The organism is Frateuria sp. Soil773 (genome assembly GCF_001428405.1).
Classification (GTDB): Bacteria; Pseudomonadota; Gammaproteobacteria; order Xanthomonadales; family Rhodanobacteraceae; genus LMSL01.
The window spans coordinates 218,183-243,517 of sequence record NZ_LMSL01000039.1; the positions used below are offsets into that span (position 1 = coordinate 218,183).

The following is a 25,335-nucleotide window of genomic DNA, read 5'->3' on the forward strand; positions in this document are numbered from 1 at the left end:
GCATAGCGGCGGGATTATTTGCCGAAGGCCCGGCGGCAATCTCGTTTCACATTGAATCAAGAACCAGTTCGCGCTCGCTGCGCCGATAGCGGAGGCCGTCGCCTATGGGAAGAAACACGTTACAGCGCGACATTTCTCCTTCATAAATATGCACACTGATTGCGATGTCTTTCTCACTGGGATTGCGAATAGCATGGTACTCATGCGGTGGAATGAGGCTGCCGGCAGAACCATGTCCGGCCTGTATCGATCCTACCGGTTGAAAGTGGTGCAGACCTGCCGATTCCCCCACCGGCTCGTATTGCACCACTTCAAGTGCACCGTGCCAGACGCCTTCGACACACCACATGCCGGAATGATCATGGATCGGCGTCCCCTGCCCCGGCCCCCACGTCATGGCAACGACGCAGTAGCCGTGTGCTTCGCTCAAATGGAGCAGGCGACGGGCGTAGCGTCCCTCCACCGGCGACATCACGCAGGTTGGCAGCGTAACCTCGTGATCACGCATCATCCTACACAGGCTGTGGCGGAGCTGGTCGGTGATCGCGGGCGTGGAGGTCAGCCGAACCGCAGCATCGATGGCCTCGGTCAGTTTGTCGCTCCCGGTGAATGCCAGGTTAGTCATGGTGAACCTTGTCCTGTGAATGGTGGTGCGTCAGCCGATGACATGGGGTTTGAAGAGCCGGCCTAACGGCTTATGCACCTTCGAAGTCGCCAACTGCGCCATCGCGGGCCGTGACGCATGTCCGAACAGTGCGTCATGGTTCTTTGGTGTTTCGCTTGTCGAGAAGATCCGCGACAGCGCGAAGGATCTGCGCCGCCGTTGCGCCGTTCAGCACCTCGACGGAATCGGCGAACTGCTCAATCGCCGAAAGGGCGTGACTCATTTCGGCTGTCTTGGACGTTGAGACGAAAGTGTGAAGTTTCCTCAGACATCGGGTCTCCCGTGCCGGCTCCGCACTCAACGCGCGTGAAATGCTCGACTTGGAAAATCCGATCAGCGTGGCAACGTCGCCTTGGTCGAGCCCGCCTTGGTCCATAAACTCGCGAATCTCCTCGCGCTTGCGGCGGACCTCCGCAGCGATCACATGATTTGGACGACGTCCGGGTGGTAGCGGCTGCATGATCAATGGCCTCATCTCGAAGCTTCGATTCAGAAGCTGGCGCGAACGCCTCAAAGCAGTGTCAATCGATCGACGCCACCTCCAACGCCCGATGGCTCGGAATAACTACAGGCTCGTCGGATGCCAGCCAGCGCTCGGCGTCCAGCGCGGCCATGCAGCCGAAGCCGGCCGAGGTGATCGCCTGGCGGTAGACGTGATCGGCCACGTCGCCGGCGGCGAACACGCCAGGCACCGAGGTCATCGTGGCCATGCCGCTCTGGCCGCTGTGGATCCTGATGTGGCCGTCGTGCATGTCGAGCTGGCCCTCGAAGATGCCGGTGTTCGGCGTGTGGCCGATCGCCACGAAGAAGCCGGTGGCGGCGATGTCGCGGGTGGCGCCGGAGTCGACGTCCTTCACGCGCACGCCGGTGACGCCGGAGTCGTCGCCCAGCACCTCGTCCACGGTGTGGTTCCAGACCAGCTCGATCTTGCCGGCGGCGGCCTTCTCGAACAGCTTGTCCTGCATGATCTTCTCCGCGCGCAGCTTGTCGCGGCGATGCACCAAGATGACCTTGCTGGCGATGTTGGAGAGGTACAGCGCCTCCTCCACGGCGGTGTTGCCGCCGCCGACCACGACCACCTCCTGCTCGCGGAAGAAGAAGCCGTCGCAGGTGGCGCAGGCGGACACGCCCTTGCCCTTGAACTTCTCCTCGCTGGCGATGCCGAGGTATTTCGCGGTGGCGCCGGTGGCGATGATCAGCGCGTCGGTGGTGTATTCGCCGGAATCGCCCTTGAGGCGGAACGGGCGCTGCTTCAGGTCCACCGTGTGGATGTGGTCGAAGATCATCTCGGTGTGGAAGCGCTCGGCGTGCTCGGCCATGCGCTGCATCAGCGCCGGGCCCTGCAGGCCCTCCACGTCGCCCGGCCAGTTGTCCACGTCGGTGGTGGTCATCAGCTGGCCGCCCTGCTGCAGGCCGGTGACCATGGTCGGCTTCAAGTTGGCGCGGGCGGCATACACCGCTGCGGTGTAGCCGGCGGGGCCGGAGCCTAGGATCAGCAGGCGGCTATGCTTAAGAAAACTCATAAGTCACGCTCACTCTTGATTATCTGTGGCATGGCAGCGCCACCGCTGTTTGGATCGTTCGGACCCGGTCTAGAAACTAATTGCGTCGTGTTACGCCGAGCGAGTCACGCCGGGCGTGGTCGCTCAACAAAGCGCATCGATGGGAACGACGCCGGTTGGAACCCGTATATTGATCCCGAGAAAAGGCGGACCCTTATTTGCCGTCACGGCGCGAATTTGCGGCAAACGGCGTGGCAAGCGCCAATAGCGCCAAGGCGACGAAGGCAAACAAAGTCCACTCGGGCATAGCAATACCAAGCCATTGCCCATCGATCCTGGCGCAACTTCCATCCCCTTTGAGCACAAACGCGATCACGCGCCGCAAGGGCATGATCGCCATCAGGTAGTCAAGCGAAGGACCACAGGCTGGCACTCGATCAGCGGGAAGCGATTGCAACCAGACCTGACGGCCGGAGAGGCTGGCTCCCAACAGTGCGAAGAGTATCGTCAGCAATGCGCAAAGCCAGCGCATCCCACGCCGGCCTGGTGCGCAGACGGCGCCAAGCAGAAACGAAAGGCCGCAAGCGATCATGGCCAATCGTTGAAATATGCATAAGGGGCAAGGCTCAAGCCCTTTGACGTGCTGCAAGTACAGGGCGAAGACAATCCCAGCCGCGCACGCCACGGAGCCAAGCAGAGATAGCCCACGAAAGTTGCACATAGCCAAAAGCTTACTCATGGTGGTGCCTTACATCGCAGTAGAAAAAAGCCGGAGGCCACTGCCGACCGGCATGGGGAAACCTTTTGAGGCCGCTAGTGCATTCCGACCGCCGGCAAATCGCTCGGCCGTTCACCACACAGCATGCGCGCCCACTGCGCTTCAGCCGACTCGATGTCGATGCCGTGGCGTACGTACCACTGGGGCTCGTAGTAACTATGCGCGTAACGGTCGCCGCTATCGCAGAGAATGGTTACGACCGAGCCCGCTCGACCCTCCTCGTGCATTCGCTGGACAGCTAGCAGCACGCCGACGAACTGGGTACCGGTGGAACCGCCGACCCGGCGGCCAAGCGAACCGCTGACATAGCGCATGGCTGCCAGCGACAACGCGTCAGGCACCTTGACCATCGCATCCACGCAACCGGCGATGAAGCTCGGCTCGACACGCGGTCGGCCGATTCCCTCGATGCGTGATCCTTCCTCCAACACCATTGTCGAATCGGGAGCGCCTGCGAGTTCGCTACGGTAGTAATCGAATAGCACCGAGATCTCCGGATCCGCGCACAAGATCCGGGTCGGGTAACCGCAATAGCGGACGTAGCGCCCCAGTGTGGTCGCGGTGCCTCCGGTGCCGGGACTGCATACGATCCACTCCGGGACCGGATGCGGCTCCAGCGCCATCTGCCGGAAGATCGACTCGGCGATGTTGTTGTTGGCACGCCAGTCGGTAGCTCGTTCGGCATAGGTAAACTGGTCCATGAAGTGGCCGCCCGTATCCCGGGCCAACTGTTGCGAGGCGCCGTACAGATCGCGGGCGCGCCCGATCAGATGGCAACGGCCGCCCTGGAATTCGATGGCGGCGATCTTCTCCGGCGAGGTGGTGGACGGCATCACCGCGATGAAGGGCAGTCCTAGCAAACGCGCAAAATAGGCTTCCGACACCGCCGTCGAGCCGCTGGAAGCTTCAATAATCGGCGCGCCTTCGCGCAGCCAGCCGTTGGCCAGCGCGTACAAGAACAGTGACCGCGCCAGCCGGTGTTTGAGACTGCCCGTCGGGTGGCTGGACTCGTCCTTGAAATAGACGTCGATGTCCGGATAGCCCGGCAGCGCCAGCGGGATCAGGTGCGTATCGGCCGAACGATTGAAGTCGGCCTTGATCTTTGCGATCGCGGCCGTCTCCCACTCGCGTTGTTGGAAAGTAGAGACACCCATTTGCATCATGCCACCCTGCACTCGTCGCCTTCGATGATCGTCGCCGCTATCCCGGAAAAATCTCCCGGTGACCATGACTCCCCGCACCCACTTTGGGAAATGTCGGGTTGGGAAGCTTTCGCATCGCCTTCCCCGCGAATCAGAACTTGGGCGGCTCCTTGGATGGCGTATAAACCGGCTTGCCGTTACCCATGAACAGGCGATGCCTCGCTTCGGAAGCAGCATTGCACTCCGCAGCACCCATCTTGGCGTGATCGCTGTCGCACTGCCGCTCGACCTCCCGTAATCGGTCGGGGTGGGCGACGAGAAAATCCACCGAGTCACTTGACTGTGAAGGACTGCAGCCGGACAACAGCGCCAAACCGATCAACATCGTCATCTGCTTCATGGCTCGATTCCCTCAGAAGAGCCAGGCGGCGTGGTACAAGTGGCGGAATCTGGCGACTCAAGGGTATTCACCCGTTCGACAAATCGTTTGAGGCTCTCCGATGGTTCGGCGTCCTGTCGCAGCAGATAGGTAATCAGCCTCAACGAGCTTTCCTTCAGCGGACGTGCCACGACGCCGGGCTCTCGGCTCGCTGCGATATGCGAGGCGCTGGCCAGTGCCAGCGCGAAACCGGAAGCGACCATCACCATCATGAGATCAAAGGACTTGACCCGTTCGACGACCATGGGCTCCTGATCCACACCGCGGAGGATATGATCGATATGACGGCAGTAGCCCTCGCAAAAGTGCGAGTCGCCCATCACCAGCGGATAGCGCAATACCTCGGCAAGCGGAATGCGCTCATACGCCAGCAGCGGATGTCGGGCCGGTACTGCAACATGCACCGCGTCGCTCCACGCCGGCGTGGCCAGGATGCCATCGCCCACATCGGCCGACTGCGCGAATCCCGCGTCGTATAAGCCCTCGTGCAGCCCTTTGATCTGTTGCGACAATGGGACTTCAGAGAGACGAATGGTGACATCCGGGGCTTCCTGCCGGGACAAGGCCATAAGCGAGGCCAAGCGCGACGGCGTGATGCCGTCGGACAACGCGATGCAAAGTTGACCACGAAAGCCCGCCGCAACAGCCTGCACGCTGGTACGCGCTTGATCCAGCGCGGCGAACACACGCGGAGCGTGCTCCAAAAACACCTTGCCGGCTCTCGTCAACCGTGTACTGCGCGTGTTGCGAACGAATAGCAACGCGCCAAGGTCCTCTTCCAGCTCCTTGATCGTGCGCGACAACGGCGACTGGTCGATGTGCAGTCGGTCGGCGGCACGGGCGAAGTGCAACTCCTCTGCTAGGACGAGGAAGCAACGCAAATGACGAAGATCCGTACGCATTCGTGGGTGCCATCGGTCAGGACGCCGCCTCTAGAGCCTTCTGCAGCAGCGTGATGGTCAACACGCTCGGCAAGACCTTGCCGTCACCGTCGCCCTTGGGAAAGACCACGTACAACGGCACTCCCGGCGAGTGGTATTGCTGCAGAAAGGTACCGATCACGGGATTCACATCCGTCCAGTCGCCCACCATGTAGACGGTGCCCGTACGCTTGAGCAGATCACGAAATGCTGGCGTATCGAGCACGGCATGTTCATTCGCCTTGCAGGTGATGCACCAGTCGGCGGTCATGTCCACAAATACCGGCGTTCCGGCCTTGCGCAGCTCAGCGAGCTTCTCCGGTGAAAAAGGCACCGTACCCTGGTCACTCGGGCTCGCGACAGACGTCGGCTGTAGATGACCAAGACTGTACAGGGGCACCACAGCAAGCAACGCTATTAAAGCGACGAGCACCCGTGCCGGTGCGCCACGATGCCGGCTGCGCTCAAACCACCACAGCGCCATCGCAAACAGCACCGCTGCGGTAAGCACTAGGCCTACCGCGTCGGCGCCGCGTTGATGCGCAAGCACCCAAACCAGCCAGACCGCGGTGAGATACATTGGAAACGCCAACACCTGCTTCAAGGTTTCCATCCATGCGCCCGGGCGTGGCAGCATGCGTCCCAGCGCCGGGACGAAGCCGATCAGAAGAAACGGCAAGGCGAGTCCCAGACCAAGCACCAAAAAGACTGCCAGCGCCGCAAACATCGGTGCCACGAAGGCATAGGCCAGTGCGGTGCCCATGAACGGTGCGACGCAAGGGCTGGCGACCACCACCGCGAGCACACCGGTGAAGAAATCGCCGGTCCACCCCGACCGCGATGCAAGGCCATGACCCACATTGCCGAACGAAGCGCCGAAATTGACCACGCCGGACATGGACAAACCCACCGCGGCCATCACACAGACCAGCACGCCCACGACCAGCGGCTGCTGCAGTTGAGCACCCCAGCCCATGGCATGCCCGGTCGAGCGCAACGCCAGGATCGTAAGACCGATGACGGCAAACGAACACAGCACCCCCGTCGTGTACATGAGAGCATGGCGCCGCCTTCTCGCCGGGTTTTCACCGCTCTCGATCAACCCCACGGCCTTGATCGAGAGCACCGGCAATACGCACGGCATGAGATTCAAGATCAGACCGCCGGCAAAGGCGAGCAGTAATGCGCCCAGCAAACCGGTACTGAACGAGGCCGCATTCGCCCCGGCAGATCCCGTCTCTACCGTGGATGCAGATGCCTCCGAGTGTCCACCCGCTGCAGGCCCCACCCCATTCGCACCGCCACCACCCGCGGCCTCGCTGCCCGGTACCGGGAGATCGAACTCCTTGGTATGCGGCGGATAGCAGATCTTCGGATCGACTTCGTGGCAACCCTGGTACTTCACCGAGAACTTGATGCGCTGCGTTCCTGGTGCAAGCATGTACGGAATGCTCGCATCGATGCTGTTGTGGTAGGTCTCGACGTCGCCCAGGTACTGGTCGTGATACTTCTTGCCGTCCGGGAGTTTCGCCTGGCCCAGTGTCACACCTTCCCCGCCGACGAACTTCATCTGCCCGCGATACAGGTAGTAATCCGGCGCGATCGTCCAGTGCAGCTTGATCACGCCTGGCGAGTCGACCTGTGCGGTGAGCTTATACGCCTCGTCGATCGGGAGCAGCCCCGCTATGTCCTGGGCCCATGCCATACTTCCTGCTGCAAGCATGGCGACCAGCCAGCACGCCCACGCGCAAAGCTTCATTGTCTTGCTTATCATCACTGCATACTCCTCGGCGCTGACCGATGCCCGGTCAGTGCTGCTTCGGCACTGGACCTTGCACCACCTGTACCAGGTGTGCGGGCTTGACGTACTTCGCGAAAGCGTCCCGGACCTGTTGCGCGGTGAGAGCGAGGTAATGCTCAGCGGCAACCATCGGCTCGTTCAGCGGTTCGCCCTGGTAGCTCCACTTCAGCAGCGACTTCGCAATGCCATCGACACTTGAGACATCAAGGGGAATCGAGCGAATACGCGCCTGCTTGGCGTTGGTCAGCTCGTCGGGCTTGAGCAAGGAACTCTGCATCAGCATGAGATTCTCCTTGACCAGCTTGTCGACCGGCGCCACCTTGCTCGGATCGCTGCCGTATCCCACGTAGAAGGTCGAACGTGAGCGGTCGAACTCCATGGACGAATACGCGCCATAGGCGTAGCCGTGCTTGACGCGGATCTCCAACATCAGCCGCGAGGAAAAAGCGCCGCCGCCGCCCAGCACGTCATTGCCGAGCTCCAGTGCGTAGCGATCGGGATCGTGGAGGTCGAGGTCCAACATCTGACCCAGCAGCACATCGTCCTGCGATGCGTAGTCGTTCGGCACCGCGGTGTAGCTCGACGGATTCACCGGCACGGGCTTCGGAATTACATCCGGCTTTGTACCGACCGCCTTCCAAGCGCCGAAGTATTCCTCGACGACGGCCTTGGCCTGCTGTGGTGCAACATCGCCCACCACCACGATGGTGGTCATGTCGGGGCGATAGACCCGTGCGAAATAGTCCCTCACGTCCTTCAGCGTCAGCGCGTTTACCGTTCCCGGGGTGGCTTCGCGCAACGCCGGATCGCCTGCTGGATACAAGCCCTTGTCCAGCGCGCGCATCATTTTGTACTGCGGTGATTGCAGCTCGCCGGCGCGCGTGTCTGCAAGGGTCTTCTGCTGTACGTCGAACGCGGATTGGGGGAACGCCGGATGCAATTCGTTGTCGGCCAGCAGCTTCATGCCCTGGTCGAAATTCTCGCTGGGAACGGCGAGCTTGAAATCGCCGCCGGCGGACTCGGTCGCCGCGATTACATCGAGTGCCTTGTGGAAGGCGCCGCGATCCAGTGTGGTGGTGCCGTAGTCGAACAGCGAACCCATCAGCTTGCCGACGCCCTCCTGGCCTTTCGGTTCCTGCAAGGCGTCGTTGTGATCCACATGGCCCATCACGGTAACGGTCTTGCTGACGGTCTCAGGCTGCACGATCAGCGTGATGCCGTTCGACAGCTTCATCTGCGTGGGGCTGAGCGTCCAGCGCGGCATTTCCAGCTTGGCGAGCTGCGCCGTCGCCCATTCCGGCAGAGGCGTGTCCAGCTTGTCGTCACTTGCGAACTGCTCGCTTCCGCCGAAGCCCTGGCTGTCCGGCGGACGCTTGCCGTCGGGGTTCGGTGTAAGCACCACGGTGAGGCGCTGCTCGGGCTTCAAGTATTCGCGCGCGACGCGGTTCACATCGTCAACGTTGACCTGCTCGATCCGATCGAGCATCTCCTGAGGAGACTGCAACCCCTGCCACGCCAGCGCCTCTGACCACGCCCCGGCCAGACTCGTAGCACTGTTTTTCCTGAACTCGAACCGCGCTCTTTCCTGGCGCTTGGCAGCTTCGACAAGGTCGGAAGGCAAGCCGCCCTTTAACATTTCGGCGACGACGCCATCGAGCTGGGCCTCAGCCTGCTTGCTATCGCCCCCTTTCGGAAAACCGACTTCGACGAGGCCGATACCACCGTGTGCGAACGGCTGCATATCGGTATCGGCGCTAATCACCTTGCCCTGCGCGGCCAGTTGGGACAGATTGCTGCGGGCGTTGCCCAGCACGTCCAACAGCACCTTCATCGCAGCGTAGTCTTTCGACTGCTGGCCAGGCATCCGGAAGACGAACTGCACCGATCCGGTCGCACCCGGCGTGGACCTGGCAATGGTCTGGGGCTTGAACGGTTTCAGATTGACCGGTGCACGTGCTGGCACGTTGCCTTTCGCGATGGGGCCGAACAATTGCTTGACCCTGGCCAGCGCCGCCTGCGGATCGACATCGCCCACAATCACCAGGATGGCGTTGTTGGGCACATACCAACGATCGTAGAACTTCTGCAGAATCGCACCGTTGGTCTTGTCGAAGCTGGGCCGCGAGCCCAGTGCGTCTTCGGCATAGCCGGTGCCGGCATACAAGATCCGCTCGGCCTGCGCGTAGGCCAGATAACTGGGATCGGAAATATCCCCCGAGACCTCTTGTTCGATGGCGCCCTTTTCGAGATCCCAGTCCCTGTCGGTCAAACGAGCGCCGCGCATCCGGATCGCCTCGATGCGCAGCAGCATGTCGAGGTATTGCACCGGTGCGGCGAAGTAAAACTGGGTGGCGTCGTTGGTGGTGAATGCGTTGTTGCCGGCGCCCATCTTGCCGGTCAGCTCGTTCAGTTGCGCGCCGGTGAGCCCTTTCGAGTCACGGAACATCATGTGCTCCAGCGCGTGGGCGGTGCCCGGGAAGCCCTTCGGCGCTTCGTAGCTGCCGGCAAGGTAGGTAATCTGCGTGGTCACCACCGGCGCCAGCCTGTCGCGCACGATCACCACGCGCAGACCGTTGTCCAGCGTTGCGCGGGTGACGTCGTCGGCTGTTGCCTGGGCTGCCGTGGCGTGCGCGTCGGCGGCGAACGCGGATCGTACGGCGCCGCCAACAAGGCCGAGGCCCAGCAGAATGCCGAGCGAAAGTGGAGCGAGCCTGCCATGATCTTTCATCGTGAGCACCTTACATAGGCGTGGAAATGGTGGCCGCATGAAGCACGAGAGCCCGACAGCGGCTTTGAACTGACGAGTGGCCAACTGCAAAGCTGATCAGTTGCGAATGATGCGATGCTGGAACAAGCGCACCGCTGGCGAGGCGCACAGCCCCCAGGCTTGGCACGCCACGGGATATTCACAGGACGCCACCGTGATGTTTCCAATGCGTCACGGCGTCTTTGGTAGCCTTTGGAAACTGTTTCTCGGCGGTATGCAGCGCCGCATAGAACAGCTTCTCCGCTTCGGGACGGCGATTGAGCGCAATCAGGGCCTTGGCCAGCGAATGGGTGATGTCGAGCTTGTCCGCGGCGCTGGCATTGGCCGATGCGCGTTGCAGATAGGGCAGCGCTTCCGTCGCATGGCCTTGCTTGAGCAGGCTTTCGCCGTACTGGGATTGATAGATGAAATTATCGGGAAACGCCTCGGCCATCGCCTTTCGCAAAGCGATGTCATCGACCTGGGAACCATGCATGCTCAGGAATTCGTCGAGCACGTCGGCCATGGCTTGATCGCGCTTGACGTCGAAACCGCCGCGCCCGTCATCCAGCGCCTTGCGACCGATGGCAATCGCTCGTTCGTAAGTGGCCTTCTCGGCGGCGGCATCTCCCACGGCTTTGTAGTAGCCCGCCAGCGTGTAGGTCGCATCGCGCAAGTCACCCGATTCCGCAGTAGGCATCTTGGTCTCGTAGAGCGACTCCAGCGCCGGCAACTGCGCAGCGGCCAACGCTTTGCGCTTCGCAGGCGACAGGTCATCAGCGCAATCGATCAGCATGCCCGCCATGCTGAAGCGGTCATCCATCCCGAGTGGACCGCGCAGTGCCTGCTGGGCGTGCGTCCGACATTCCTCCGCAAGACGCGCGCGCTGCGCCCGCGACTGCTTCGGCCGGCGGAGTTGACCCGACTCGGCATCCGTCTGCACGATGGCAAGCCTCGCTGCGGCCTTGTCATCGCCCTGAACCGCTTTGCGCGTGGCTGCCGGCAACGTTGCAAACCAGTCCAGCCCGTCCTGTGGCCGGTTGCGGTCGTCATAAGCTCGCAGCACGGCAACCACGGCCTCGACCGAACCGCGCGCGGCATCGGCCTTCAAAGTATCGAACGTGCGCGTGTTATTCAGGAGGCCGTCGAGATCTCGATAAAACCTGGCGCTCTCCATTTCACCCGTCAGTTGCCCCCGCTCTTTACCGTTAGGGTCGAGCACGACATAAGTCGGCAGGAAGGCCACATGGAGCTTGTTCATCCATGCGTGGCCCTCGACCGAATCGGCGTCGCTGCGCACCAGTACGAATCGACGCCGCATCACCTCCCATTCCGGACCGTTCAATACCTTGGCCTCCATGGCATGGCAGGAGTGACACCAGGCCGCCGAGAAATCGACGAACACCGGAAGTTGCTTGGCTTGGGCGACCCGGAGCGCGTCATCGACGCTGGTCAGCACGGCCTCCGCACGCGCTGCGCCATGGAATGCGATGCCTGCGAGCAACAAGGCAAGGAAGGTGGACGGTCTCATGGCAATGCGTTCTCGAATGTGGACATAGGCAGCGATGGAATAGGTAAAACCGGCTGATCAATGTGCGGGGTCCGGTGGCAGCTTCATGCGCTTCTCCTCCTGCTCGGTGAAATCCGGAAATTCCGCCTTGGATTGCTGCAACGCCGCGTCGTACAACTTGACAGCCTCGGGACGACGATGCAGCGCGATCAGCGCCTTGGCGCGCGCGTAGGTAATGCCGAGCTTGTCTTCGTCATTGGCATTGGCCGATGCGCGTTCCAGATACGGCAACGACTCGGCTGCCTTGCCGTGCTTGAGTAGATAGTTGCCGTATTCGGACTGGTAGTAGAAGCTGTCCGAATAAGCTTCGGCCAAATCCTTCAGAAGCTCGATGCGCCTGGCCTTGTGTCCTCGCCACTCCAGGAGTTCGTTCAGAACATCAGCCATGCCCCGATCGCGCTTGACGTCGAAACCGCCATGGCCGTCGTCCAACGCCTTGCTGGCTATCACGATGGCGTGTTCGTAGGTGGCGTTCTCTGCAGAGCGGTCGCCCAGCGTCTTGTAGTAGAACGCCAACGTGTCGGTGGCTTCGCGTAAGACTCCCGAGTCGCTGGCAGGTACACCTTTGTCGTAAAGCTTCCTTAATGTCGGCAGCTGCGCCGTGGCGAGCGCTTTGCGCTGAGGCGCCGGCAAATCCATGGCGCATGAAAGCAGCGTATCGGCAGTCTCGAAATGCTCGTCGAGTTCGAGCGGGCCGCTCAGCGCCTGCTGGGCATGAGCCAGGCACTCCTTCGCAAAAGCTTGCTTCTCCTTCGAACTCTTCGCCCGGTACAGTTGGTGCAATTCGGCATTTGCCTGCACAACGGCAAGCTGCGCAGCGGCCTTGGCATCCCTCTGAACGGCATCGCGCGTGGTGGCGGGCAGAGTGTCAAACCAGTGCAGTCCACTCTCTTGTTGCTGATCACGCGCCGCATAGGCATGTAATACCTTGGTGACGGCCTCGATCGAACCACCTGCGGCATTCTTCTTGAGCCTGATGAGCGCTTCCTGACCATCCAGGATGCGGTCAAGCGCCCGATAAAACTCCGCACGCTGCATTTCCCCGGTCAGGCGGCCGCGCTCGCTGCCGTCCGGGTTGAGCACGATGTAAGTCGGCAATCCTCCGATGTGCAATTTTTCCCTCCAGGCACCGCCGTTCACCGAATCCGCATCGCTGCGCACCAGCACGAAGCGGCTCTGGCGTTCGTCCCATTCGCGGCCGGTCAATACCTTGGCGTCCATGGCACGGCAGGGGTGGCACCAGGTCGCCCAAAAATCGACGAACACCGGCTCCTGTTTGGCCTGCGCGACCTTGAGGGCTTGATCGATATTCGTAATCGTCGTGCGCGCATGTGCCGCACCACAGAGCATCATGCCGGAGACAAGCACGGTACGAATGAAGCTACGTGTCATAAGAACTCTCGCCCAATTGGATGGGAAACAAGCGATCAGCGGTCACCGCCGATGCCGAACCGGTAACGCGCCTCGACAAAGAGTTCGCGACCGAACGGGTTGTAGTTGCCGGCATTGAACGGTTGATTGGTATACCCGGGCTGGGTAACGTCGACCGGCGGCATGGAGTTCTTGATGTTGTTGGCACGCAACGAAAGCTGCCAAGTCGGCGTCGGCGAATAATTGATGCTGAGGTTGTAGATGCGCCACGCCGTGAGTTTGCCGGCATAGGGCACGTCGTAACTGTTGCTGTTCGCGGCGGCAAAATTCGGCGTCGGCCCGAAGTAGGTGCCGTAAAGCGTGACGTCCCATTTGCGCCTGCTCCAGGTCAACGACGCATTCGCCTTCGTCCCGAACTCCGTCCTGAAGAATCCCGGGCTGTTGAGGAAATCGATCTCCTCGTCGCCCGGAAATTGCTGCTGGCGGTGGGTCAGGACGCGCGTATAGGCCAGATGCAGCCCGAACCGGCCATAAGCTCCCGCGTCAAGACGATAGTCGAGACCCGCGATGACGGAGTTGTTCAGTTCGTGCGCGATGTTGATCTTGGTGGCGGCCACGGAGCGGATGCGCCCCAGCAACGGCGAACCGGGTGGAACGGGGTCACGCGTGATCTGTTCGTTGGCGGCCTTGCATGTCGGCGAGGACGGCTCCAGCGTGCCGTTTTCGCAATCCAACTGGGTCTGCAGAAGATAATCCGCATATTCTTGCAACACCTCGTTGCGGATGGAGGTGTGCTGATAGTCCAGGTTCATCGACAAGCTTGTCGTGGGCGACCAGACCACGCCATAGGACCAGCTTTTGGCCGTCATCGGCTGCAGATGCGGATTGCTCGTCTGCATCAGAGTGATGGGCTCGTCCGCGTACTGATACGGACAATTCCCGATATTGGCTCCCGTAAACCCCAGACGGGAGCAATTGACCCAGTCCGTCGCAAAACTCTGGCTCGTGCTGCCGCCTTCGAATTCGTCGGTCAGCGACGGTGCCTTGAACGACGTGGCATACCGGCCGCGCAACAGCAGACTGTCGAACGGACGAAACTCCAGCCCCAGGCTGTAAGTCGGTTTGCTGAAACGCGCGCCCTCCGCATCATAGGCGTCGTAACGGCCCGACAGATCGGCGGTGAGCATCTTGAACAGCGGCAGATTCAGTTCCGCCGCGGTCGCATAGCGGTTGCGGTGGCCCTCGCTTGGATTGAAGGCGAAGGCGACGCCGTACAGTTCACCCGATGTGAACGCCGGGGAAGGCAGATACTTCCACGTCTCATAGCCTTTCTCGACCACGAGTGCCAGCCCTGCATCGCCGCCGGGCAGTGTGAACAGCGAGCTCTGCGTCAACTGCGCGCGCAGTTGATCGTTGCGATCGGTGCTCCTGTTCGACCCGGCGCCCAGATACCCCGCGAATTGCTCAGGTGTGAGCGGCGTGGCCAGCAGGCTGTAATTCGGCGAATAGATGGGGGAACCATCGGCGCTTGTACCTAGCTGCGGACCAAGCACCGTATTGCCGTACGAACCGGGGATACCGGTTGCCAGCATCTCGCTCGAACGCTCGTCGGAGCGTTCATAGGCGCGGGTGAAGCCGACATCCAGGTCCCAGCCCGCGCCGAAATCAACCTTACCGCCGATCGTGGCGGTGTAGGTGTTCTCGTAGTTCCTTTGCGTCAACAGGCCATCGAGGCTATGGGATATTTCCTCGGGTGCGAATTGACGCCAGATGATCACATCATCGTCGAGGTTCGGGTCGTAGATTATCGGAGCGAAGAGCTTGTCCAACGCGTGCGCCTGCTCTTCGTAGTTGTAGAGCAGGTCGGCATACAGATTCACGTCGTCATTGACGGCATAATCGGCGTGTACGCTCAGGCTTGCGTTCCGGTCCTTGTTGAGCAAAGTGTTGTACGCCTCGGTTTTCACCGAACCGCAATAAGGGCCATAAACTGGATCCAGGTAATAACGTTCACTGCCTCCCCACAACCCGGTCAGCTTGCCGCAATCGCTCGGCTGCGTCGGCAAATATGTGGCTCCGGAATATCCAAGGGCATAGATATTCGTTGTCGCCTGCTGTGGGCTGATGCCGCCTGCATAGTTCTGTGCGGTGACCTTACGCTGGAAATCCCACATCGGCTGCTGATCATTCACCTGCGCGCCGACCATCAGACTCAGTTTGCCGATCTCGAAGCTGTCGGACGCGCTCACCATCCGTTCGCGCCCACCGCCGTCCGAATACCAGCCGTAGCGCGCATCGAGCGTACCGAACTGGACGTGCTTCTTGAGCACGATGTTGATGACGCCGGCGATCGCATCGGACCCGTACAACGATGACTGCGCACCAGGCAGGACTTCGATGCGCTCGACCATGTCGATCGGGATGCCGCTCAGATTGTTGTACAACTCGTCTGAGTTATTGCTCTCCGCGATCTGCGAAGAAGTCGGCATCGGCCGCCCGTTGATCAGGAATTTGGTGTAGCTCGGGTCAAGGCCGAACAAGCTGACGGTCTTCGTAGCCCAAGGCTTCGATTGACCGGTAGTACCGGCATTGAGGCCGTTATTGCTGCTGGCGCCGGTATTGAAGGAGAGGTTTTGCAATGCGTCTGCCACGCTCGAAAAGCCGTGGTTCTTGATGTCTTCCGCGGAAATCACGACCAACGGGCTCGCCGTTTCGATGCGTGTACGCGGGAGCAGCGAACCGAGCACCGTTATGGACTGGAGTGTCGTCGGCTTGGATGCAGGCGGCGGACTCGGTACGGCGCGAGGACCGTCCCCCGATGAACGGGGCGCCGTCCGCGGGTGGTGTGGCCCCGACTTTCGGATGGCGACCAGATTTTGGCCGACCACGCTGTATTCGAGCCCGTTGCCCGCCAGCAGTCTGTCCAGCGCCTCTCGCCATGTCATGTGCCCGCTGATGGCGGGCGCCGTCTTGCCCTGCACCAGTTCGGGCGCGTAGGAGATCTGCATCTGGCTCTGGGCGGCCAATTGATTGAGCGCATCGCCCAGCTCCCCTGCCGCGATGCTGTACTGCTGCGGCGCGATATCCACGGCGCGTGCTTGTTGTGCCTGCACCGGGAAATCTACGGCCAATGCAGCCAATGCGGCGAATAGACCTACGTACAACCGATGTCGCGGAAAGCCACGCATCGTACGAACGTTCTTTGAATCAGCCTTCATGTCCCCTCCCCCACGGATAGGTTGCTGGCCGCCAATATCATCCTTAGCGCAACGAACATCGGTCCGTCACGATCCTGTAATGCATGGGAGGGGAGGAGACCCTACCGCGCGGGAGAAAATTCTTGGCCGGCCCTGGGTTGGTTCATCAGGGCAGCGTCCCCCTGCCGGGGACATCGCCGCCGACCGGTGGTCATAGCGGCTTACTTCACGCCATAAGTCCTGCGGATGTTCACCGTCCGGTCCAGCTCGTCCAGCGCCTGCAGGACCTTCAGCTTCAGGTTGGCGTCCATCCCCTTGGATTGCAGGTAGGCATGCACCTGCCGGTCGATCTCAGGCGACTCCTGGTTGCCAAGGAAGGCATCGACCCAATCCATCAGGAAGAAAATCTTTCGCTGCTGCTTGATTTGCGGCAGGGCATCCAGGGCCGACTTGACGAATGGCTCGGTCAGATCCGGTTGGTTCCAGTAGTTGAACGTGTCCAGGCTCAGCGTGATCCAGTCTTCCGAGCGTTTCGGATTGTTCAGGTAATCGTGAAAGTAGAATTGCTTGTTGGCCTTGTCGGGCTTGGCAGCTCGCGCGACGTAGGCGTATTTTGGGCCATCGTCCGCACCGCTACGTTGCTGTTCGGACGTCAGCAGGGCCTCGCTCTCCGGGTCGTTGTAAGCGATCAAGGCGGTGACCAGCCTCCAGCGGTCCTGCACCCGCAGTTGCACGCCTTGAATGCTCAACTTGCCCCGCAACAGCGATTTCATCGCCGACCGGCCAGGTTCCACCTCGGCCAATCCGGGCAGTGCATGGAACCAGGTGATGCGCAAATCCTGATCGGGGTCGCTGCTCATGCGCCCGATGGCCATACGCGACAGGGATGCCCCCACCTCGCGCCGCCGCGCCACGCCTACATAGTGGTGCAGCGCGGTCTGCTCATGCGCCAACAGGCGCTCCACAAGCGGCGTGTCCCTTTCATCGGGCAGATTGTGCAGCACCAATTCGGCATAGCGGGCCGGATCGTATTGCGCCATCCGCACGCTTTGCCACAGCGAACCCCATAGCATCGAACGCAGGAAGGGCTCGGCGATGCCGCCCCTGGCGGCGTCGAGATGCGCCGCGACGTAGGCGAGGCTTTGCTTGTCCAGCAGGAACAAGCCGTAGCCTTCGTCCTGCGCATTGGCGAAAACGTAGGCGGGGCATGCTTGCCCAGCCGCACCGGGTACCGCCGCGCTTTGCTTGTTCCAGCGCGCATCCAACAAGGTCTGCGTGCCATCCGCATGCCCCAGCAATACCTTGGATGCGATCGGCCACAATGTGTTCGTGCCCAACACATCGTGTTGCGTCAGCACGAGGTGATCGAGCCTGCCCTCCCGGCACGACCAGTCTGCCTGCACCATGGGCATGCCGCGACGGCGTATCCATGCCTCTGCCCACTGGTCCAGCGGTTGCCCGCTGGCCGCTTCGAAGGCGTGGATCAGGTCGTTCCACGCCGCGTTGCCGTAGGGGTGACCGGCCAGATAGCGGACCAACCCTTCGCGGAAATGCTTCGGTCCCAGCACATAGGCAAGCTGCTTCAATACGGCGGGCGCCTTGCTGTAGACGATGGCCCCGTATGCCGACTTCGCATCCGTCAGGTTGGAGATGTCCTGGTAGATCGGCGTGGTGCCCTGCGTTTGGTCGATGTCATAGGCACCCGGCTTGATCAGCTCGTAGAAACGCTTCCAGACATGGTCTTGCGGCTTGAGCGTATCCAGGGCTTGGAAGGCCATGTATTCCGCGAATCCTTCCTTCAGCCACAGATCGTCGAACCAGCGCATGGTGGTGAAATCGCCGAACCATTGATGCGTGAGTTCGTGCAGGACGACGATGTCGCGGTTGAGTAGATCGGTCTGCGTGGGCGCCGTGCGGAACAGCACCGATTCCTCGCGCAGGAAGGTGGCACCCGCATGCTCCATGCCACCGAAGGCGAAGCCGGGGATCAGCACCATGTCGTACTTAGGAAAGGGGAAGGGCTGCCGGAAGTAGCCGGACAGGTAGCGCATGCCGTCGGCGGCCATCCGCTGCACTTCCGGCGCTTCCTTCTCGGCCGTTGCGGCTTTCGACCTGCGCACGTACAGGCCCGGCAGCCCTTCTTCATCATGCACCTTCACAAATGGACCAGCTGCGAAGGCAAACAGATAGGTGCTGATGGGCTTGGTTTCTTCGAACGCCACCTGCTGCTGGGAGCTGCTCGCTTCACGACGGGCCATTGCCGTGTTGGAAAGCAGCGTCCAAGCGACCGGCGCGTCCAAAGTCAGTTGAAACCTACCCTTCAAGTCTGGCTGGTCGAAGCACGGGAAAGCCATGCTCGCGTCCATGGGTACGAACAGCGTGTAGAGGTATTCGGCACCGTCGACCGGATCGTCGAAGCGGGTGATGGCCTTTTCCGCCGTGGCCACATGGGAGGCGAAGCTCGCCGCGACCACGTTCTTGCCAACGTGCAGATCGCCGACAGGCAACACGATATGGCCGTTGCTCAGCGTCGGCGCGATTGCGTGTCCGTTGATCGTGAGTGATTTCAGCCGGCCATCACGGTAATCGAGCAGCAGCGGCTGGCCCGCATCGCTGAGCGTAAATTCCAACGTCTCGCTGGCCTCGGTCGTCGCCGCATGCGACACGAGCGAGAAATGCAATGCGTAATGGATGTCGGAAACGCGTGCGGCACGTTCCTGCGCGAGCGTCCTGGGTATGCCCTCCGGCACTTCGGCATGCAGGGTGAACGAAAATGCCGAAGCCACGATCAGGAACAAAAGGGAGGCGCGCTGCAAGGGAATTTCTCGCGTCGGAAAGAGTAAGGGAAGCGAGCGATAACACCCGCCAATGGTCGGCCTATCGCCGGGTCAGCACGATCTCGTTGTCGGCGGACCGCAGATCGGCATGAATCGCCCATCCGTACTCCAAGGCCATGGCAAACGATTTCTGATCGCCAGCCTTGAATACGCCACTGATTGACGTGCTACCCAGGCTCGGATCGCCCAGGCGCAGCTTGGTACTGGAATAGCGATTCATTTCCGCGAGTACCGCCGTCAACGGCCATCCCTTGACGACCAAGTTCCCTTGAGTCCAGCCGCGCAAGCTGCTCAATTCCGCGTCTGAAACCGCGTGGGATGCACCGAGCCGGCCGGACGGTTCCAGAATGATGCTTTCGCTCGGCGTCAATATGACCGACTTGGCAGCATCGTTCGTGGCGACCTTTACCCCGCCCTGCAGCAACGTCACCGTACTCTTGTCGTCCTGCACACGGACCTGGAACCGAGTGCCGGTGGCAGTGACCGATCCCTCGGCGGTGTGAACGACGAACGGCCACTGGGCATCGTGCTGCACGGTGAAGTCCGCCCGACCGTGCTTCAAGGTGAGATCGCGCTCTCGGTGGCCGAAGCGCACCAGCAATTCCGTATTCGTATCCAGGACGACCCGCGAGCCATCTTCCAGCGCCACCGTACGCTGCTCGCCGAGTGCGGTGACATAGCGGACCGCCGACGCGTTCCCCAGCCAGAACCACCACGATGCCGTCGCCACCACCAGAATCACCGCTGCCGCCGCGGCCAGTGACAGCCACTTGTGGCTCGATATGGGGTAGTACCACTTGGCGGGCTGCAGCGCTTCCGCCAGGGCCATGGCGATGGCGGGATCCTCCCGCATCCGGGCGCTGCGCGTCCAGATGTCCTCGACCTGGCGATAGGCCGCATCGTGCGCCGGATCGGCCGTACGCCAGCGAACGAACGCGGCACGTTCGGACTCGCTGCAATCGGACGCCAACAGCCGCGCAAACCACCGCTGCGCGGTGGCGCGGACTTCAGCACTGGTAGGCTGCACCGCCATGCTATTTCGATACCCCTGGACTAAGTGCAGGCGTACCCGGGCCGTCTGTGGTCGCCTGGTGATCGGTGGCAGACGCCTGTTCATGTTCCCTAAGATGCATCAGCGGCTCCTGACCCCACCCTGTCGCACAACGCGGCCAGAGCGTTCGTCATGTGTTTCTCGACGGTTTTCACAGAAATGCCGCAATGGGTGGCAATCTCGGCATACGTCATGCCTCCCATCCGGCTCAGCAAATAGACCTGCCGCCACCGCGGTGGCAGCGATAGAAGCGCCTTACGCAGCAAGGCTTCCTGTTGTGCATGCGTTACCAGCTCCTCCTGGGTCGGCTCATCGGAAACCAGCTCCAAGTCGTCGATCGGCACGTGGTGGGTGCTCTGGCGCGCGCTGCCGCGGCGGTATTGTTCGCCTACTACGTTGATGGCAATGCGGTAGAGCAGCGGCTTCCAGGCCACTTCAGGCTCGGTGTCGCGGTAACGCATCAGCCGCATCATGCTTTCTTGAGCGGCATCCCGGGCGTCCTCTTCGTTGGCTGTGCGACGGCGCAAGAAGCTCAACAGCCCTCCGTACTGCAGGCGCGAGAACGCTGCGAAGCCGTGCGTTCGCATATCGCCATTCGCGGGAACCTCCCGTGCCATCTCTAGAAGATCGTCGTAGCGATGAGCCATGTCGGATGCCGCCACACGTGGTTTTCGGGCACATCATCGACCCACCGACATGCACGATGCAACGTAAGGAGAGACGGCATAAAAGGTAGATTTTTATAGGCCATTTTTGTTAAATGCAGCAGCATGCCATCCACCCTACCCGCCCCTAAAACATGCTGACGCCGTAGGATGCGTAGCGGGCCCTCTCGAGTGGAACGCCGGGCTGCCCGGACCCCTGATAGGTGAGCCCCCGCATCACGTGATTGACATGCCCCTCTGCCGTCCGATGTCCCAAGACACGCCGCCGCTGCGTACGGTTGCGGCAAGCTGCTGCCCCAGCCGCTGTTCGATCACCGGCTTCCACGGCACCAAGCTGAATCCCATGCCGTCATCGAGCATGGCGTAGCGTCCGCTGGCGAGCAGGACGCTACGCCGGTAGATGCCCGCCACGCGCTGCCCGTCGGCCACCGGCCGATGCTCCAGGCCGGTTTCGCTGGCGATGTCCTGCGAAGCTTTCGCCAGTTCGCGCCCTCGTAACGTCGCCAGCAGGTTGCGCGTGAGGACGACGCGCTGCCCGCGCCGCTCGGCTAGCCCCTGTTCGACCAGGAAGTCGGCACGCTGGTGTAGCGCGTCCTTTACCTCGACCCCAAAGCCCAGGTTGCCCAGCCCCTGGCCGCCGCCGATCAACTGCTGGTCGAGCCAGGTGGCGCCGATAACGCGGGTCTGCCGCTCGATCGGCAAGTGCGATTTCAGCTCTGCCGCTACACCGCCGCCGAGCCGCTGCGCGTCGTACTGGCGACCTCGCTCCTCCAAATCGTCGGGCACACGCCAGACGCCTTCGGCCTCGCGCTCTACGATACCGGCGCGGCGAAGGGCTTCGAGCCGGCGCACGTGGGTCGCCACCACCTCGCGCGGATCACGATCGGGCGTGGCCTGCCCTTGCGCCATGGCCACGTGATGGTCGGTGCGGTACACGCCATCGACGGCTAGTCCGGCGATATTCCGGTCCGCCGCACGCATATCGGCCGAACCCTTCACTTCCACCACGGCGCCAGTCGGGTACTGCTCCGGCTCCGACCGTGGCGGCAGCGCAACGTAGTGCGCTTTGCCATCCGTGCCATCAAGGATCAGATAGTCCTTGTCGTGCAGCTCGTCGGCCAACCCTTTGCCGACGACACGGCCCACAAGGACGCGCCCCTCTTCCCCGGCCTGGAATACGGTCAACTCGCGCTGCCGGCCACGCATGGCTCGCTGCATCGTACGGATGATGTCACCGCGCTCGCCCATGGCCCGCAGGGTCGGCTCGGCGTCGGCGTGGATCGCCCAGGTGCCGGGCGGCCGCTCGGTCGCCAGGCCCATCTGCTGCAAGCGTTGCAGGCGTCCAAGCAGCAGTTGTCGTTGTCGTTGCAGCTTGGGGGCAGCCAAGGTTTCCGGCCGCAGCAAGCCGTCCAGGGCCTCGCGCTGCAAGGTACGGTCCAGACCCGTCCAGCGCTCCTGATCGACTTCGCGCCGCATGGCGTGCCGCATCTCCAGTTCGGTACGCGGCCCCAGCCATTCGGTCGCCAGTTCCGACGCCCGCCGGCGCATTCCCTTGGCAATGTAGTCGCGGGCGATAATGAGATCCTTGCCGGTGTCATCCTTGCCGCGCAGGACGATGTGCGTGTGCGGGTTGTCGGTGTTCCAGTGATCGACTGCCACCCATTCCAGCCGGGTGCCCAGGTCGGCTTCCACGCGCGCCATCAGGTGGCGCGTGTAGGTGCGCAGGTCATCGATGTGTTCGGCATCCTCCGGCGAGACGATGAAGCGGAACTGGTGGCGGTCATCGGCGCCGCGTTCCTTGAACGCGTCGAGGTCGGCGGCATCGGTCGTCGACCCGTAGGCGTGGCCCGGCCCGCCCTGGCGGTCGACGCCTTCGCGCTCGATGTAGCGCAGGTGCGCAGCGGTCGAGCGTCGGCCGGCTTGTTTCAGGTTGACCAGCCGCACCTTGACAGTAACGCGCCGGGCGTTCGGCCCAAGGCCCCGGCCCGCAAAGCGCGCCGCGACGTGGCCGCGCCCAAGTCGAGCACCGGGACGTTGGCCGGCTTTGCGGATCGTCTTGCCGGCCCGCGCGCCGGCCTTGCTGGTCTGCCGCAGCACTTGGTTGATGAAGGCGTCGCCGCGATGTCTGGGCGCCCCTGGCCGGATACGGAAACGGTCGTCGTCGTGGCGGCTCATGCGACGGCTCCCTCCCTGTCCAACGCCGCCCCGCGCGCGAAGCACGCGCCTTCACACCTGCCAGCGCTGCGCTGCGCACGCTCGCGGCACGCTGCCGACCCTTGGCGCGTGCCGCGCCACCCCCATGTGCAGACGGCTCTTTCGCGCCACGGAGTGCTGCGACCCTTTATCTTGCCCTGCGCCTTTGACTTGCGCCGTCGCTCCAATCTGCAGCGCGCTGGCGGTGCAGCACCTCGTACAGCGTGACCGTGGGCGCGCGTCCGCCATGCCACCGGCATGGTGCGCTCGGGGTAAGCCATCTGCACGGGGCGAGACCTCGCCGGATGTCGCGCGACGTGCGGTGCGAAGGCACCCGCACGACCCGCGCGACGACACGGAGGGAACCACCGCAACGACAGGCCGATGGACACGGCGAAGCGTAGCGAGTCGGCGGCCATCATCGGCGTGTCTCCAGCCACACCGGATGCGCGATGCCGAGCACGGCAAATGCGCTTACTGGGCCGAAGTAGCGACTGTCAAACGACGCCGGATTCGTCGTGCCGAGCAGGAACAGTTCGCCAGGACGAAGGCGCCGGCACTGCGGCCAGAATGGCAGCGGCCGGCCCATACCATCCCTGCGCAGTACGATGGCCACCAGCACGCCGCCGATGCGCACGCGACCGTCGGTTACGCACACTCGTTGCGGCGCGACCGCAGCGACCGGCTTGAGCAGCGGAACACCCCTCGGCAGGTAGCCGCGTCGCGCGGCCAGCGCCGCGGCAGCGGCCGGCAGCGGTACCAGCACGAGGCTCCCGACGTGCGGCGCCGATACGCCGGGTTTGGGCGGATCGACGCGATACCAGCCGACCGCCACGCTGTCGGACGGGTTGTAGACGAAGCGCGGCAGCGGCGACACGAAAAATGCCCAGGCCAGCGCAGCGAGGCCGCATGCCGAAAGGCTCGCCAGTACGAGGCGAGCGCGACGGCGCGAGCGAGGACATGCAGGCCTGTCGAGTGCCGAGGACGTCGTCATTGCAGCACCCTCCCGGCAAGCCAGGCGGCATGCCGCGCAGCGGTGTAGTCCGGCAGCGGCTGGTGGGCCGCCAGGCGGTTGCCCAGCGTGCGCCAGTACGCGGGCGACACGTCGGTGGCGGCCGTGCCCTGCGCCTCAATGGCGTCGATGCGTTCCAGCGCGGCCCGCACCTGGCATTCGCTCTCGGCATGCAGCAGCAGACGCGCACCGGGTTGCACGCCGGGGATGCGCTGCATGGCGTCCAACGGTGTGCAGGCTTGCATCACCATGAGCTGCCAGCGCGTTGTGCTGTAGTCGTTGGCTTCCCAGCGGATGCGACAGAAGATCGACGCCGGCACGAACACGGCGACGCGTCGCCAGCGATCCCACGCCATGACACGCACCGGCGCGCCGAAGCGCAGGTAGAGATTCAGGCGTCGCGCGACGAAGGCCAGCGAGACGCGCGTCAGCGCCGCCTGGCCGGCGAGCGCGGGTAACGGCTGCGGCGACGCGTTCGCGGCCGCCTGCGTGGCAACATTCATGGCGTGTACTCCGGGAACTCGCGCTCCAGCAGTACGCGCAACAGCTCGGCGACGGTCACGCCCTGCGTGAACGCCGAGACCTTGATGCGCGCACGTAGCGCAGGGGTGACGTCCAGCGTCAGACGCGCGGTGTAGAGATCGCCTTTCTGGAGCGCTTCGCCATCGCCCTGGCGAACCCACGCTTCGGCGTGCGGGTCCGCCGGCGGACGCGCGCCGATGGCGATGCGCTTGCCGCTGGTCGCGTTCATGATGACCATCGCAACAGTTCATCGGCGAGGGCGGCGATCTCGCGTGCGGCGATGCTGCCGGGCACCGTCTCGCGGGCGAGACGCCCTGCGGCCGCGCTGTCAGCGAACACGATGCGCTGATGCACCTCGGCGCGCAGCGCCGGGAAGGGTTGCTCCGCGAGCGCGCCGCGTGCCTCGCGGCCGATGATCGTCGTGCTGACGCGCCGGTTGATGACGAAGGACGCGCGCAACGCCGGACGGAACATCTGTGCCTCGCGGATCAGCGCCACCATCTCTGCCGACGCCCACAGGTCGTAGGGGCTGGGCTGCACCGGGATCAGCACGCGCTCGGCCGCCAGCAGCGCCGAGCGCGCCAGCGCGGCGATGCGCGGCGGGCCGTCGATGACGACATGATCGGCGCGACGGGCCAGCTCCGGCGCTTCCTGGTGCAGCGTCTCGCGGGCAAGGCCCACGGCGCTGAACAGCCGTGGCAAGCCCTGCTGGGCGCGTCGCTGCGTCCAGTCCAGTGCCGATCCCTGCGGGTCGGCATCGAGCAGGATGACCTGATGGCCACGCATCGCCAACTCGCCGGCGACGTGCGTGGCGAGCGTGGTCTTGCCGACGCCACCTTTCTGGTTGAGGAAGGCGACGATCATGATGCCGACCTCCCTGGGGGAAAGCCGGCCGTTCCCTGCCGCGCGCAAATCGGTGGCTTTG

General features: G+C 62.8%; 20 protein-coding genes. All 20 read right to left on the reverse strand.

Translation table 11 applies throughout. The features are described 5' to 3' along the window. Window positions 1-46: 46 nt before the first annotated feature. Window positions 47-625, reverse strand: a complete 579-nt coding sequence (locus ASG87_RS19515; RefSeq protein WP_082582955.1) for a cysteine dioxygenase family protein — start codon at window positions 623-625, stop codon at window positions 47-49. 133 nt (window positions 626-758) lie between these two features. Beyond that, window positions 759-1,139, reverse strand: a complete 381-nt coding sequence (locus ASG87_RS12955) for a hypothetical protein (protein ID WP_157511079.1) — start codon at window positions 1,137-1,139, stop codon at window positions 759-761. A 46-nt stretch (window positions 1,140-1,185) separates the two neighbouring features. Then, window positions 1,186-2,187, reverse strand: coding sequence for a thioredoxin-disulfide reductase (trxB, locus tag ASG87_RS12960; protein WP_056005730.1), 1,002 nt, complete (start codon window positions 2,185-2,187; stop codon window positions 1,186-1,188). 193 nt (window positions 2,188-2,380) lie between these two features. After that, on the reverse strand, window positions 2,381-2,905 hold the full coding sequence (locus ASG87_RS12965; protein ID WP_200949095.1) for a disulfide bond formation protein B: 525 nt from the start codon (window positions 2,903-2,905) through the stop codon (window positions 2,381-2,383). 74 nt (window positions 2,906-2,979) lie between these two features. Next, on the reverse strand, window positions 2,980-4,098 hold the full coding sequence (locus ASG87_RS12970) for a PLP-dependent cysteine synthase family protein (RefSeq protein WP_056006485.1): 1,119 nt from the start codon (window positions 4,096-4,098) through the stop codon (window positions 2,980-2,982). 139 nt (window positions 4,099-4,237) lie between these two features. After that, window positions 4,238-4,486, reverse strand: coding sequence for an EexN family lipoprotein (locus ASG87_RS12975; RefSeq protein WP_056005733.1), 249 nt, complete (start codon window positions 4,484-4,486; stop codon window positions 4,238-4,240). Next, window positions 4,483-5,427: a LysR substrate-binding domain-containing protein gene (locus ASG87_RS12980; protein WP_056005738.1), complete on the reverse strand. Its 945-nt coding sequence runs from the start codon at window positions 5,425-5,427 to the stop codon at window positions 4,483-4,485. The genes ASG87_RS12975 and ASG87_RS12980 overlap by 4 nt, the downstream gene beginning before the upstream one ends. Window positions 5,428-5,443: 16 nt before the next feature. Then, window positions 5,444-7,219: a protein-disulfide reductase DsbD gene (locus ASG87_RS12985; RefSeq protein WP_056005742.1), complete on the reverse strand. Its 1,776-nt coding sequence runs from the start codon at window positions 7,217-7,219 to the stop codon at window positions 5,444-5,446. A 34-nt stretch (window positions 7,220-7,253) separates the two neighbouring features. Beyond that, window positions 7,254-9,974 carry a pitrilysin family protein gene (locus ASG87_RS12990; RefSeq protein WP_056005746.1) on the reverse strand — a complete coding sequence of 907 codons (2,721 nt, stop codon included), beginning with the start codon at window positions 9,972-9,974 and terminating at the stop codon, window positions 7,254-7,256. 178 nt (window positions 9,975-10,152) lie between these two features. After that, entirely contained in the window at window positions 10,153-11,523 is a 1,371-nt protein-coding gene (locus ASG87_RS12995; protein WP_056005749.1) for a thioredoxin family protein, read from the reverse strand. A gap of 57 nt (window positions 11,524-11,580) precedes the next feature. Next, window positions 11,581-12,954: a thioredoxin family protein gene (locus ASG87_RS13000; protein WP_056005752.1), complete on the reverse strand. Its 1,374-nt coding sequence runs from the start codon at window positions 12,952-12,954 to the stop codon at window positions 11,581-11,583. Between the two features lie 35 nt (window positions 12,955-12,989). After that, a complete protein-coding gene (locus ASG87_RS13005) occupies window positions 12,990-16,151 on the reverse strand; it encodes a TonB-dependent receptor (protein ID WP_082582956.1) in 3,162 nt (1,053 codons plus the stop codon). A gap of 200 nt (window positions 16,152-16,351) precedes the next feature. Then, entirely contained in the window at window positions 16,352-18,946 is a 2,595-nt protein-coding gene (locus ASG87_RS13010; protein WP_200949096.1) for a M1 family aminopeptidase, read from the reverse strand. Between the two features lie 61 nt (window positions 18,947-19,007). Beyond that, on the reverse strand, window positions 19,008-20,000 hold the full coding sequence (locus ASG87_RS13015; RefSeq protein WP_056005761.1) for a FecR domain-containing protein: 993 nt from the start codon (window positions 19,998-20,000) through the stop codon (window positions 19,008-19,010). 89 nt (window positions 20,001-20,089) lie between these two features. Next, entirely contained in the window at window positions 20,090-20,665 is a 576-nt protein-coding gene (locus tag ASG87_RS13020) for a sigma-70 family RNA polymerase sigma factor (protein WP_056005764.1), read from the reverse strand. A 234-nt stretch (window positions 20,666-20,899) separates the two neighbouring features. Continuing rightward, a complete protein-coding gene (locus ASG87_RS13025) occupies window positions 20,900-22,858 on the reverse strand; it encodes a relaxase/mobilization nuclease and DUF3363 domain-containing protein (RefSeq protein WP_056005766.1) in 1,959 nt (652 codons plus the stop codon). A gap of 436 nt (window positions 22,859-23,294) precedes the next feature. Next, window positions 23,295-23,870, reverse strand: coding sequence for a S26 family signal peptidase (locus tag ASG87_RS13030; RefSeq protein ID WP_056005769.1), 576 nt, complete (start codon window positions 23,868-23,870; stop codon window positions 23,295-23,297). Then, window positions 23,867-24,391 (reverse strand): DUF2840 domain-containing protein, encoded by a 525-nt coding sequence (locus ASG87_RS13035; protein ID WP_056005772.1) that lies wholly within the window; start codon window positions 24,389-24,391, stop codon window positions 23,867-23,869. The genes ASG87_RS13030 and ASG87_RS13035 overlap by 4 nt, the downstream gene beginning before the upstream one ends. Next, window positions 24,388-24,639 (reverse strand): chromosome partitioning protein ParB, encoded by a 252-nt coding sequence (locus tag ASG87_RS13040; protein ID WP_157511080.1) that lies wholly within the window; start codon window positions 24,637-24,639, stop codon window positions 24,388-24,390. Before ASG87_RS13040 ends, ASG87_RS13035 begins: the two co-directional genes overlap by 4 nt. After that, window positions 24,636-25,274, reverse strand: coding sequence for a ParA family partition ATPase (parA, locus tag ASG87_RS13045; RefSeq protein ID WP_056005778.1), 639 nt, complete (start codon window positions 25,272-25,274; stop codon window positions 24,636-24,638). Before parA ends, ASG87_RS13040 begins: the two co-directional genes overlap by 4 nt. Window positions 25,275-25,335 lie beyond the last annotated feature (61 nt).